Annotated in this window: 8 protein-coding genes, 7 pseudogenes and 1 other annotated feature; of the genes and pseudogenes, 10 read left to right on the top strand and 5 right to left on the bottom strand. The window is 59.1% G+C overall.

All coding sequences use genetic code 11. From position 1 onward, the window contains the following. Nucleotides 1-4 precede the first annotated feature (4 nt). Nucleotides 5-1,162, top strand: a complete 1,158-nt coding sequence (locus tag B0G81_RS40800; protein WP_106285650.1) for a PLP-dependent aminotransferase family protein — start codon at nucleotides 5-7, stop codon at nucleotides 1,160-1,162. Nucleotides 1,163-1,527: 365 nt separating this feature from the next. Continuing rightward, entirely contained in the window at nucleotides 1,528-2,916 is a 1,389-nt protein-coding gene (locus tag B0G81_RS40795; RefSeq protein ID WP_134143830.1) for a cytochrome c peroxidase, read from the top strand. Between the two features lie 189 nt (nucleotides 2,917-3,105). On the opposite strand, the pseudogene B0G81_RS40790 reads toward B0G81_RS40795, so the two are convergent. The 3 genes and pseudogenes from B0G81_RS40790 to B0G81_RS40780 all read right to left on the bottom strand — a co-directional run. Further along, a pseudogene (locus tag B0G81_RS40790) lies at nucleotides 3,106-3,396 on the bottom strand (IS30 family transposase); the annotation flags it as partial. A 176-nt stretch (nucleotides 3,397-3,572) separates the two neighbouring features. Then, a complete protein-coding gene (locus B0G81_RS40785; RefSeq protein WP_243856876.1) occupies nucleotides 3,573-3,806 on the bottom strand; it encodes a hypothetical protein in 234 nt (77 codons plus the stop codon). A gap of 318 nt (nucleotides 3,807-4,124) precedes the next feature. Then, a complete protein-coding gene (locus B0G81_RS40780) occupies nucleotides 4,125-4,931 on the bottom strand; it encodes an IS5 family transposase (protein WP_116146006.1) in 807 nt (268 codons plus the stop codon). 287 nt (nucleotides 4,932-5,218) lie between these two features. On the opposite strand from B0G81_RS40780, the gene B0G81_RS40775 reads away from it, so the two are divergent. Next, a complete protein-coding gene (locus B0G81_RS40775) occupies nucleotides 5,219-5,593 on the top strand; it encodes a DUF3564 family protein (RefSeq protein ID WP_106285648.1) in 375 nt (124 codons plus the stop codon). A 340-nt stretch (nucleotides 5,594-5,933) separates the two neighbouring features. Next, nucleotides 5,934-6,925 (top strand): annotated as a pseudogene (locus B0G81_RS45685) (IS110 family transposase); the annotation flags it as partial. On the opposite strand, the pseudogene B0G81_RS45155 reads toward B0G81_RS45685, so the two are convergent. Continuing rightward, a pseudogene (locus B0G81_RS45155) lies at nucleotides 6,872-7,543 on the bottom strand (IS3 family transposase); the annotation flags it as partial. The pseudogenes B0G81_RS45685 and B0G81_RS45155 sit on opposite strands and share 54 nt — an antisense overlap. Further along, nucleotides 7,136-7,252: a sequence feature (AL1L pseudoknot), on the bottom strand. It overlaps the preceding pseudogene by 117 nt. 307 nt (nucleotides 7,544-7,850) lie before the next feature. Between B0G81_RS45155 and B0G81_RS40755 the strand changes: the two are divergent. From B0G81_RS40755 to B0G81_RS40730, 6 genes and pseudogenes are all read left to right on the top strand, one after another. Then, complete coding sequence (locus tag B0G81_RS40755; protein ID WP_106285645.1) at nucleotides 7,851-8,393, top strand: hypothetical protein; 543 nt, start codon at nucleotides 7,851-7,853, stop codon at nucleotides 8,391-8,393. A 24-nt stretch (nucleotides 8,394-8,417) separates the two neighbouring features. After that, nucleotides 8,418-8,818 (top strand): annotated as a pseudogene (locus tag B0G81_RS40750) (SDR family NAD(P)-dependent oxidoreductase); the annotation flags it as partial. A gap of 60 nt (nucleotides 8,819-8,878) precedes the next feature. Beyond that, nucleotides 8,879-9,602: pseudogene (locus B0G81_RS40745) on the top strand (IS6 family transposase). A gap of 247 nt (nucleotides 9,603-9,849) precedes the next feature. Further along, nucleotides 9,850-10,041: a hypothetical protein gene (locus B0G81_RS45150; RefSeq protein WP_243856873.1), complete on the top strand. Its 192-nt coding sequence runs from the start codon at nucleotides 9,850-9,852 to the stop codon at nucleotides 10,039-10,041. Between the two features lie 158 nt (nucleotides 10,042-10,199). Further along, nucleotides 10,200-11,817, top strand: a pseudogene (locus B0G81_RS40735) (oleate hydratase). 75 nt (nucleotides 11,818-11,892) lie between these two features. Further along, nucleotides 11,893-12,222 (top strand): annotated as a pseudogene (locus B0G81_RS40730) (divalent metal cation transporter); the annotation flags it as partial. A 269-nt stretch (nucleotides 12,223-12,491) separates the two neighbouring features. Here the strand turns inward: B0G81_RS40730 and B0G81_RS40725 are convergent. After that, entirely contained in the window at nucleotides 12,492-12,959 is a 468-nt protein-coding gene (locus tag B0G81_RS40725; RefSeq protein WP_166679195.1) for a transposase, read from the bottom strand. Nucleotides 12,960-12,997 lie beyond the last annotated feature (38 nt).

The following is a 12,997-nucleotide window of genomic DNA, read 5'->3' as shown; positions in this document are numbered from 1 at the left end:
AGTCATGTCGATGCGCAGTCGCACTTCGCTCAGTTATGGGGTATTCGACTACACCTCAGGCAAGGACACAGTCAACTTCGCCTATGGGCTTCCCGACCCTTTGACGTTCGCCCGCCTGCAATGGCCGGACCCGCTTACCGTCGAGACGGGCGTCAGCATCTCCGACCTACCACAGTACACCGACGCCTATGGCCTTCCCGAACTGCGCGGACAGCTTGGCCAAAGGTACCGGATGGCGCGTGGCAATGTGATTCTGACGAACGGCGCTTCACAAGCCCTGCAACTGCTCGCCGATGCTTTTATCGACCCAGGAGACGTCGTGCTGACCGAAGACCCGTCCTATCTCGGCGCGTTGCGCATTTTCTCTATAGCGGGCGCGACGGTGGTTCAAGTAGGTGCGGATTCCTCGGGTGTCGACCTCGATCTGCTCGAACAAGCATTGCTGCACGCAAAGGGGCGAGCCAAGTTGTACTACACCACTCCGGCGTTCCACAATCCGACTGGACGATACTTTGCACACCGGCATATGGTCGAGGTGGAGGCTCTGCTGTCCCGCAACGGCGTGCGGCTGGTGCAGGACCTGGTTTATAGCGAGTTGCCCTATGATGGCGCGTCACCCGAGGTTCTGCAGGCGGGTGGCAACATCATCAATGTGCATAGCTTCTCCAAAATCTCAGGCCCCGGGCTTCGCGTAGGCTGGGTGCTGGCCGAGCCGGAAATTGTCGACCGCCTGGCCCACCTGAAATGCGATGGAGGTGTGAGTCCCATTGTCAGCAATATGGCGCTCGCCTTATTGCAGTCGTCGTCTTTGGACGCTCACGTCGAACACCTAAGGACGCACTACCGGAGCAAGCGTGACGCAATGCATAGGCTGTTACAGGCCTGCCGATTCTGCAAACCGGATTACGAGATTCCGAGTGGTGGATTTTCGTTCTGGGTCTCGCTTGCCGAAGGCATCGATTCCGCCGAATTGGTCGGCGAGGTGCGCCGGAAGCACAATGTGAAACTCGTCGAAGGAAAGCACCATGGACCGTGCGGTGCAGCCCGTGTACGCTTAAGCTTCAGTTATCTCCAGCCGCGTTTGATCGAGCGCGGCTTGGCTCAGATAGACGATGCGCATGCGAGCCTTCTGACATCGACACGCTTTAAGCTGCGTGGCTAGAGAATGCCAAGTACTACGGATAGTCGGTGCGAGATGCACAAGCGTAGGCCGAGCGAAGACATCCACTGCGCCGCCCCTACCGCAAACAACTCGACGAACGCCTTTCGGCATGGCACTACGTCACTGATTTCGCCCAGGATCCGTCCGTTATATAGACAGACACCCCCTTCGCGCGTGTCTCGGAACCCTCAACGTGAGAACCTCAGTACATTCTGCGTTCGGTTCGACAATTGCTTTACCGCAATAGTCGATTGCTGTGCGTTCTGTACGATCAACGCGTCATCGCTCTGAAGCCGATATCAACATCAAGACCTACCTGATGTAAACGGTATGGAATTCCGACCAAAATCGAAGCAGGAGAGCAAGTGAAGAAACTTCTGATCGTATCGATCGCCGTCGTGCTGATAGGCTATCTATGCATCAGCGGTATCGCGTACATCCACGACAAGGACTATGCGGAAAGAGCGGCCGTGAGACTGGCCGCGTCCCCACAAGCGTACGGCATCCGTGAAGTGTTAGATCGAAACGCGTGCTATTACTGCCACTCGACGAAAACCGTCCTGCCCAACTATGCCGCGCTACCAGGCATTCGTCAGCTAGCCGAGCACGACATACAGACGGGCCTCGCCTACTTCCGCATCGACAGCCTGTACGCGGCGCTCGAGAGTGGCGTACCGGCCCCCGAAGCCGATCTTGCAAAGCTGGAAACCACTGTGAACGAACGCACAATGCCACCAAATCTGTTTCGCTTCGTACACTGGACCACCGGCTTGAGCGCCTACGATCAACGTGCGCTTCTCGACTGGATCGCGTCCCAGCGACGCAGCGCATATGCGACGCCCGGCGTTGCACCAGAGTTCGCTAACGAGCCGGTACAACCTTTGCCTCATTCCTTGCCGACTGACGCGGGCAAGGTCGCGCTCGGGAAGCAGCTTTTCAACGATGTCAGACTATCGGCGGACAACACGATATCGTGTGCGAGCTGCCACACGCTAGCGATCGGTGGCGTAGATGGAAATAAGGTTTCGTCCGGCGTGGGCGGCCAGTTGGGTGCAATCAACGCACCGACAGTGTTCAACTCGGCACTCAACCGCAAGCAGTTCTGGGACGGTCGCGCCGCCACGCTGCAGGAGCAGGCCGGCAGCCCACCGCTGAATCCGGTCGAAATGGCGTCCACGTCATGGAGTGAGATCATCGATAAGCTGAAACAGGACTCATCGCTGACGCAACAGTTCTTGCGGGTGTACCCGGACGGTTGGTCAGGCGAGAACATCACAGACGCGATCGCCGAATATGAGACGACACTGCTAACGCCGAGTCGCTTCGATGCTTACCTGCGCGGCGACAGGGATGTGCTGAATAGCGAGGAACAGCGCGGCTACCAGTTATTCAAGGCAAACCATTGCGCGACCTGCCACGTTGGCAAAAATCTGGGCGGGCAGTCGTTCGAACGGATGGGCCTCGCGGCCGACTACTTCGCCGCGCGGGGCCACGCGCGCACCGACGCGGACAACGGCCGCGCCAACTTTACGAAAGATCCGCTCGATCGCCATGCGTTCAAGACGCCGACGCTGCGCAACGTTGAGCTGACCGCGCCCTATTTCCACGACGGCAGCCGCATCGATCTGCGCGAAGCTGTACGTGACATGGCGACATATCAGGTCGGCAAACAATTGGCGGAATCGGACATTGACGCAATCGTCGCGTTCTTGAGGACGCTAACGGGTACGCACCAACCCGCCGCGACCCATTGATCCGACCACCGCGGCTGACATCAGGGCCCCGACAAAGGCACCTTGCAACGGCCGCGCGCAACTTAGGTCGAATGCCAAGGGCTTCATGCGATGAGGGGTTCTGATGTCCTGACACTTGGCGTTGACAATTCCATTGGATCGCACTATGAAAAAAAACCGTGCGCCACCGAGGGCTTTGGCAAGGCGGATTCAACCGGTCAATGCAACACCCAACGTTTCTGCCAGTTTCTCAGCAGGGTTCATGAATTGCAGGGTCTGTCGAGGCCGACCATTCAGGCGCGCGGCAACCTTGTTCAACTCAGCCTGCGAATAGCCGTCCACTGGCACCCCTTTGGGGAAGTACTGACGTAGAAGGCCATTCGTGTTCTCGTTACTGCCTCTCTGCCATGGGCTTTGCGGATCGCAGAAATACACCTGCACGTCCGTGGCAACCGTAAATTTCCTGTGACTCGCCATCTCAGTGCCGCGGTCCCATGTAAGTGGAAAGCGTCAAGCAGGAAGTCCGGTTTACCGACAACCATCTTGGCCGGTCCGTGTTGCCTCACGAAGGAATGTTACCCGAGGGATTGTTGTCGTTTCGCTTTTCTCTTCTCTTCTTTCGTGGTTTGCCGGGCGCGGAGCGCCCGGTCCCCGGCGAGTTTCAACTTTTCCGCAACTCACAATTCGGCTGGCGCATCAGCGGACTTTCGTAGGCCGCCCAGAATCAGTTCTTTTACGCGCTCTGCTCGCCATGCCTTGACCCGGCGCTGCAGCGTTCGTAGTTGTGCCTGACTTGCGTACGCCTCTGGAAACATCTCGGCCAACCGATCCATCAAGACGTCGGCCGGCACAGAGGGCTCTGCAATCAGCCACCCTTCGATTACCGGCCACGCGTCGGCGAACGGATCCACCCGACTTCTCCACCAGTGCTTCGCCTTGGGTTGCTTTCGGTGCGTTGGACGTGCCTCACCTTCTTAAAATTCATTCGGCGCGGACCCCGCCGTGCGCCAGCCATCAGCATAGGCGCTACCACAACACGTCAAATACACGCACATTCTCGGCTTGATCGAGATCAACGACACGGTCAGTGGCGGGCCGTAAACTGACTCGTACCCTAGCGTAGGAGCGCGTACCATCAATGCCTGCCCCGCAGCTCGCATATACCGCGTTATTCGTATGTGCCGCCGCTGCGGCGCATGCCGCTCCCTAACCAGCCGCCTTAGAGGGTGTTAGGCACTTTTGTTAAGGGCTGCAAAGTGGACAAGCATAAGCACGGAGAATACGACGAAGTGCAAACCAGCCAAGGTTTCGGGCAATCGCTCGTAGTCTCTGGCCAGCCGGCGGAAGCGGTTGAGCCAGCCGAAGCTGCGCTCGACCACCCAGCGGCGCGGCAACAGCACGAAGCCCTTTTTCGCCTCCGACAGCTTGATTACCTGAAGCTCGATTCCTTCGTCGAGTGCTGCCTGCGCAGGCTCTTCGCCGGTATATCCCTGATCGGCGAACGCCACCTTGACCGTCTGGCCCGTGGCCTGCTGAACCTGACGCGCCAGTTCTCCGACCTGCGCACGTTCCTGTTCGTTGGCCGGCGTAACATGCACAGCAAGCAATTGCCCCAACGTATCAACCGCCATGTGGACCTTGCTGCCACGTTTGCGTTTGTAGCCGTCGTAACCGGCGCGAGGTCCACTCTCGCAGGTCGACTGCAGGGTCCGCCCATCGAGAATGACCGCGCTGGGTTGACCACGACGCTCCTGGGCGATCCGGATGATCGAACGCAGGTCATTCACCATGGCCTCGAAACAGCCGGCCTGAATCCAGCGTTGCGTCTGCTGGTAGACCAGTTCCCACGGTGGAAAGTCATTGGGCAACAAACGCCACGGTGCACCCGCGCGTACGATCCAGCGAAGCGCGTTGAACATCTCACGCAGTTCGTAGCGGCGCTGCGGTGCGTCCTTGTTCATCAAGGTCAGGTACGGAGCGGCGAAGTACCACTCTTCATCCGATACATCCGTTGGGTAAGGCCTGCGTTTTTTCATCCCACCAGGATACCAGGTCCGACAAAAAGTGCCTAACACCCTCTAGTGACGAGCGTCACTGCACATTTTGTCGTACACGCGACGCGCAGTGCGCGCACACGCTGATCCTCCTCGCAAGATGCATTGGGGAGAGATGGCGATACCCCTACGGGCCGGTCGGGTGGCCCGACATAGACGTACGACTCGCATGCGCTGATGCAATGAGCACTCGGTCAGTGATTTCGCGGCAAGCGCCGCGATTTTCTCGGTAGTCTCAGCTTGGCGGAATATATGTTCGGAGAATCTTCATGCGTCTTACTGTCCAACTCGAAATGTTCAATCGGGCCCATCCGATGGCATTTGCAATCCTCTGGATCGACAAGGAAAAGCGGCAATGGTCGCGCGAAGGTCATTTTCGACTTGAACTGCCTAAATGGGGCTCGCTGCACGTGGATCGCGGCAATACGCTAGTGTGCAAGCCCAACGACAGGGCACCTGTATATGTTCTAGAAGGACTGAATCTAGACCGTTGCTACGGACTCTTCCAAGGTGAAGCTGGACGCGTGCAGTGGTACACGGAAGGCGACCTCGCTCTGATGTCCGGCCATTGGCGTGTGCAGTGTATCGACAACGAACGGGCGCAACCGGAACACGGACTGTTCGCTACCGCTGGCGACTCCTAACGCAATCTGGGTTACAGGTCGTGTCGCAGTAGGAGACGGCCGGTAGAATCCGGCTGATACAAAGTCGCTGATGGGTGAATCGATGAAGATGCCAAGCCCGGGGTTGGCCAAGGTACTGAAGCGCCTGCATTATCCGCTGGAGATGATTCTGGCGGGCTTTGTTCGGAGGGGTCCGACTTTCGATGCGACGGACGCAACTATAAATTTATGCAAGAAATGGGTCTGCCAAACGAATTCCAGAGATTAAGGGCTCTGACGTGATGGACGACTCCCGCCCTTCGGGGTTCGGCATGTGCCAAAGTGGAGAAGTCGTGACTTCCACGGCAAAGGAGTGTTCATCATGAAGATTGCCACTGTCGGACTGGATCTTGCAGAGACTCTATTCCAGGTTCATGGAGTGGATTCTCAGGGGCATGTTGTCGTACGCAAGCAACTGCGCCGCGCTGATGTACTGGCGTTTTTCGCAAAGCTTGAACCGTGCGTGGTCGGCATGGAGGCATGTGGGTCGTCGCATTATTGGGGCTGGGAACTCACGAAGCTTGGACACACGGCGTGCCTCATTGCCCCGCAGTTCGTTCGACCTTACGTAAAGAGCAACAAGACCGATGCAGCCGATGCTGAGGCAATCTGCGAGGCGGTAGATCGACCGCACATTCGCTTTGTGCCGATCAAGACGCAGGCGCAACAGACGATGCTTTCACTGCATGGGGCACGCGCCGGGCTCGTTACAGTAAGTCCCGTACGGCATTGGCCAATCAGATTCGCGGTTTGCTGAGCGAGTTCGCTATTGTCCTGCCGCAAGGCATCCGGCTGCTCGGACAAAGGGTCATCGAAGCTCTTTCCAATCGCGAGCATGAGCTTTGTGAACAGTTCCGGACCCTGATCCAGTTTCTTGTGGAGCACTTACGCGAACTGGGCAACAAGGCAACTGAACTGGAGGGGCGCATCCGCGCGATGCATCGTACGGATGCGGCTGGGCAACTTCTTGAAACGATTCCCGGAGTCGGGCCGCTCACCGCTTCCGCGCTGGCAGCATCAATCGGTAACCCCCGAGCCTTTCGAGACGGCCGTAAACTCGCCGCGTGGCCGGGTCCGGTCCCGCGTCAGCACTCCTCGTGTGGCAAACCACGTTTGCTGGGCATCAGCAAGCGTGGCGATACAGCACTACGAACGCTTCTGATTCACGGCGCTCGTGCTGTTATTCGTATGGCAGCCAATTAGCCTGAAATGACTGATTCGTGGGTCATGAAACTATGTCGGCGCCGGCACAAAAACAACGTCGCTCACTGTTGTTCGTACCGTCTTGCCCCGCACCACGCCACGCCACGCAGGCCCATTCAACTTCATCAGCCGTTCGATCATGCCGCGCGCCACGATGATGCCTTCCCGCCTCAATTGCTTCCAGACCTTGTCTGCGCCGTAGACCTGGAAGTTTTCCTTCCATACGCACCGGATCTCATCCTTGAGCATCCTGTCGCGCCGGGCCCGCGGCGGCACCAAGCCAGGATCGGCGCGGCGGGCCACGTGCTTGTAGTACGTCGACGGCGTGATCGGTAGCACCCTACAGATCAGCTCGACCCCGTAGACGCGCCGGTGATCATCGATGAACGTGATCATCACTTCGGTCGGCGGTCGAGCTCCGCCTGTGCGAAATACGCAACAGACGCCTTGCGCAGGATTTCATTGGCCTGCCGAAGCTCACGCACCCCCGCTCCAGTTCCTTGATCCGATCCTGCTCTGCGTGCTCGTGCCCGGACGCAACCCCCGATCCCGCTCTTCCTTGTGCACCCAGCTGCGCAGCGTCTCGCCTGAGCAGCCAAACTTTGCTGCGATCGAGGCGATCACTTTCCATTGCGATTCACTGTCGCCTTGATGTTCCAGCACCATTCGCACAGCCCGCTCATGAACTTCCGGCGAGTACCTTGGGGACTTCTTTTTGGTGTTTTCCATAGCTCCGTTTTCTCAAGAATTGGAGTCTCCGGAAAACCCGGCGCGCTTCACTCTCCACTCTGGCATAACTCTCTCGCTGCGTAGCGGGAGTCGTCCGTCACGTCAGAACGTACGGCGAAACGGCCGACGGACAGCGCAAAGCGTTCGCGCTCGCGCTCGCGCTCGCAGAAAACTATCTCGCGGTTGACACGGGTCAACCAACTTCTGACTGCCTCGTGTACATTGGACGTACTGCTGCCGCGCACGCATTTGCCACAACCTCTCGTTGCATGCATGCGGACCGCTTCGTCACGTCAGGAGATTTATCATGGCAGGCAAATCCGTCACACCCTTCGATCTGTACCGCGCGAATCTCTCGTTTGCGCTGCAAATGGTGAGTTTCAGCCACGAAGCCCGGCAGCAGGTTTCCGAGTTCGAGATGCAGCGCATCCGGCGCGATCTTGCGGCGGCGCATGCCATTCGCAATGCGGTGTCGACCGCTCATGACTGGAGCGAACTCTCGGCGTCTTACCATTCTACGGTGCGCGATTACATGGCGACCACCACAAACCTCTGGCAGCAAGGGCTGGACTCTGCCGTGCGACTGCAAAGCCGATTCAGCGAAGGCCTGCGCGAAGCGTTGGCGACTTGGCAATCGGCCTGGAGCGAGCAATGGCCGACGCATGCCCCCATGAATCCGGTCATGCTGCCGTGGCGGGAATGGCTGCGACGTATGGCAAGCACGCCGGCGGGCATGGCCAACGGACAAGCGGGCCCAGGCGACGTCTCCAGTCAGGTTTCGCCAGTGACTTCGGCTAATTCGCCGGCCTCCAGCAACCGTCCGAAGCAGGAAGAGCATCATGCCGGCTAGCGTGTAGCTTTCATTATCGGTGGCATGAGTGGCTTGGGCGCCGCGGTCAGCCGGCGTCTTCACGATGCGGGCATGGTGGTCGCCATGTCGCACTCCGAGCGCAACGATCACGTTGCCTCCCCCATGAATGCGATGCCGGTCGCCATTTCATCGCCTATGAGGCCGACGTCTCCAGCTTCGATTCGTGCGCCCATTGCGCCGAGCGCGTGCTCGCCGAATTCGGTACGGTGGACATTCTGGTGAACAACGCGGGCATCACCCGCGACTCGACTTTTGTCAGGATGAACAAGGAAGATTGGGACAAGGTGTTGCGCACCGATCTCGATTCCATGTTCAACATGACCAAACCTCTGCTCGGCGGGATGCTCAAGCGGCAGTTCGGGCGGATCGTCAATGTCAGTTCGGTGAACGGCGCGCGCGGGGCTCTGTCGCATTAACGCGGGGGAGGTGAACTTCGAGGCTGATGCAAACGCTTTGTTCGCACGATGAAGAAGACACTGAGACCACGAACTACGCTTGCTCCGGCCATCGCCAAGGTTTTGAAGCGGCTGCACTATCCCCTTGAAGTGATGCTGCTGTGCGTGCGGTGGTACGTGGCCTACTCGCTGAGTCTTCGGAACCCTGAGGAAATGCTGGCTGAGCGTGACATTGACGTCGACCATTCGACGGTACATCGCTGGGTTATCAAGCTGGTGCCGCTGTTTGAAAAGACGTTTTCGCAAGTACAAGCGTCCGGTCGGCAAGAGCTGGCGGGTTGGTGACACCTATATCAGGGTCAAGGGCTCGCGGAAATATCTTTACCGCGCGGTGGATAAGGCGGGCAATACCATTGACTTTCTGTTCAGAGCTAGGCGGGACAAGGCTGCTGCGCGGCGCTTCTTCGAAAAGGCAATCGGTCAGAACAGTTCGCCCGAGACGGTGACCATCGACAAAAACGGCTCCAATCTGGCCGCGCTTAACGCGGTGAATGCCGAGCGCAACATGCCCGTCAAGGTTCGTTAGATCAAGTATTTTAACAACATCGTGGAGCAGAACCATCGGGCCATCAAACGCGGAACCCGACCGATGCTCGGATTCAAGGATTTCAACTGTGCGCGTGTTATTCTGAGTGGCATCGAATTAATGCGCATGATCAAGAAAGGACAGCTGCAATGTTCTGGCAACTGTCCGCTGTCTGCCGCCCAGCAATTTTACTCGATAGTTTCATAAGCTATCCTTCGCATATCGCCTTTGCTTGTCCCGCCTGCCTTAATGCGACGGAACCGGGCGCAGACGGTCCCGGTTCCGCTTTTTTCGTCGCCGTGTTTCTCGGCGCCGCCAGCACGGGTCAGCCGGCGGGGTACGGCCGGCTCACTGATCGCTACCGTGGCGATCTTTCTGCCTTCATTCCTGCTGGTCAGCGCGGCGCTACCCCCTATGGGGCGAGTTTCGCGCGTTCGCACCAATGCGCGGCGCCATGGCAGGCATCAACGCCGCTGTGGTCGACATTCTGATCGCCGCGCTGTACGACCCGTGTGGACCAGCGCAGTGCATACCGGGCGCGATTTCGCGCTGGTCGTCGCGGCCCTGGTCCTGCTCGGCCGGTGGCGAGTGGCCGTCGTGGGGGGGCGTGCTGATAACAGCCGCGCTCGCGTGGTGGGTCGTATAAAGGCAATACCTCCTTTTTTGCCGGGCATGCGTGTGGATCACTTGCACTGCATTGGCGAGCCCGGTCGAGCTCTGTTGATCCAACTCAATGAGCCTTCCCGCTGCGCGGGTATGGTCCAAGCAATACATCCAAGGCCATCACCCTACGGGGAGCACGATATGAATAATTCCGAATACTCTGGCATGCATCCTGTCGCGGGTCAGGGCCGCGATAAAGCGATCGCATCCGGCCATTTCTATCTCGTCGGCGGCGGTATCGCTTCGCTGGCGGCCGCGGCGTTTTTGATTCGCGACGCCGACGTACCCGGCTGCCGCATCATGATCCTCGAAGCGCTCGACAAACCGGGCGGCAGCCTCGACGGCGCCGGCACGCCACAGGGAGGCTACGTCGTGCGCGGCGGCCGCATGCTCGAGAGCAAGTATCTGTGCACCTACGATCTGTTCGATTCAATTCCCACGCTTGACGGCCGCATCAGCGTCACGAAGGAAATCTTTGACTGGAACGAGACGAGCCGCACTTCCTCGAAGGCTCGGCTCATACGCAACGGCCAGCGCGAAGACGCGCCCCCTTACTGGCTCGCCGAAACGCACCTGCTCTCACTCGGCCGTCTTTCGCTCGAACCGGAAGCCCAGCTCGGCGGTAGCCGGATTTCCGACCACTTCGAGCCGGACTTTTTCGAAACCAATTTCTGGTATATGTGGTGCACGACGTTCGCCTTCCAGCCTTGGCATAGCGCCGCCGAATTCCGGCGTTATCTGCTACGTTTCGCACATATGACGTCGGGCTTCAACCAGTTGCACGGCATCATGCGCACGGTCTACAATCAGTATGATTCGATGGTGCGGCCGCTGCGCAAATGGCTCGATAACCACGGGGTGAGATTTCGCACCAACACGCGGGTCATCGATCTGCGCTCTGACGAAAGCGGCGCACTGAATCGGGTGGCAGGCGTCGTCTGCGAACATGAAAGCCGTCGCGTCGAGATTCCAGTCGGTGCGGCGGACAAGGTCATCGTCACGCTCGGGTCAATGACGGCAGGGTCGAGCCTCGGCGGCACGAACCGCCCTGCCGTGTTCAATCATAACGACAGCAGCGGCGCGTGGGCGCTCTGGAAAACCATCGCAGCAGGACGAGCCGAATTCGGCCATCCATCCGTTTTCGCCGACCATGTCGAAGAATCCAAATGGCTGTCTTTTACAGCGACGTTGCATGATCCGACGCTGTTCCGCCTGATCCGTGATCTGACGGGCAACGTGCCCGGCGAAGGTGGCCTGATTACCTTTCCCCAATCGAACTGGCTCGTCTCGATTGTGCTGCCGCATCAGCCGCATTTCCTGGGGCAGCCGAAAGGTGTCGAGGTGTTCTGGGGTTACGGGCTTTTCATCGACCGGCCGGGCAATTTCATCGCCAAGCCGATGGCCGGATGCACGGGCCGCGAAATCATGACGGAACTTCTCGGTCATCTGAACATTCAGGCGGAAGCCCCGAATATTCTCGACGACGCGATCTGCATTCCGTGCCTGATGCCCTTCATCACCAGCCAGTTCCTGCGGCGCAAGCGCGGCGACCGTCCGCAAGTGATGCCCGAAGGCTGGGCAAACCTCGCGTTCGTCGGACAGTTTTGCGAGCTGAACGACGTCGTGTTCACCGTCGAATATTCGGTTCGCTCGGCGCAGACAGCTGTGTACACGCTGCAGAACCGCTCCGGCAGTGTACAAAGGCCAGCACGATCCGCGCGTGGTTTATAGCGCGGCTTCGGCGTTGCACAGGCACTAACCGGTGATGCAGGTTTTGCGCCCTGTGCGGCCGCCCTCACACGCCGTGCGGTACGCGCATGTTTAGGAGAGCGCCGTGGAACTCGAGGCAACACAGCAAAAACGCCCGGGCGCGCTACTCGCACGACTCAAGGAACACCCGCTCGCGCGCATCGGCCCCGGCCTCATCACGGGCGTCGCCGACGACGATCCAGGCGGCATCGCCACATATTCGCAGGCCGGTGCGCAATTCGGTCTGAGCATGCTGTGGACGATACCGTTCGCGTTTCCGTTAATGGCGGCCGTCCAGGCGATGTGCGCCAGCCTGGGCCGCGTGACCGGCAAGGGCCTGGCCGCCAACATCAAGGAAGCGTTTCCGCCTGTGGTGGTTTACGGCGTGGTGCTGGTATTGCTGGTGGCCAATACAGCAGGACGACACGCCGGCGGAGGTTCGTCACCTGTTGCTCCTTGGAGCTCATTGACAAAAAGCCGTCCTATCGAGACGTTACATTCGATTTTTTGACATCACACGTGTAGTGTCAAAGGCTCTTCCGCGCATGCGACCATTACGATGACATGTGCCCCCACCGATCCACGTTCAGACCATGCCGGCGACCCTGATCGCGCCGCGCCCGCTCGATGCGCGCGACCTTGACGGTCGCCACGGCGTCAACCGTGCGAACGGTCGAAAGCAGATCAGCGCAGCGGACGACCTGAGTGCGATACTTTTTTTCGCCGGATCTGCACGGCGCAAAGTGCTACCAGTCCCTCGGGGGAGCGCTCGCCAGCGATGATCGCACGTACCACCGCGATGCCACTGACGCCGGCCAGTGAGGATATGACGTCATGCAGTTTGATATTCATGCGCTCGAGCGCCTTTTGCATCAGTTGCACACAGCTGGCTGCGACCGCGACATGATCGGCTCGCAGACGCAGGTAGTCCTGCAACCGGCGAGGGTCAGCTGGCGGTACGAAGCCGGCGTGCAGCAGGCCACACATGTGCAGCGTGGCGCCCCACTGGCTGTCGGCCATATCGGTTTTCCTGCCCGGCAGGTTGCGTGTCTGCTGGCCATTGACCACGCGCACTTCGAGACCGGCGTTTTCAAGTACGCCGTACAACGGCAACCAGTAAACGCCGGTCGCTTCCATCGCAACCGAACGCACGCCCTGCGCGATCCGCCAGTGTCGCGCAACGCGTGCAG

The organism is Paraburkholderia sp. BL6665CI2N2, from assembly GCF_004366535.1.
In the GTDB taxonomy this organism is placed as follows: domain Bacteria; phylum Pseudomonadota; class Gammaproteobacteria; order Burkholderiales; family Burkholderiaceae; genus Paraburkholderia.
This window is presented reverse-complemented; position numbering and strand designations above follow the sequence as displayed.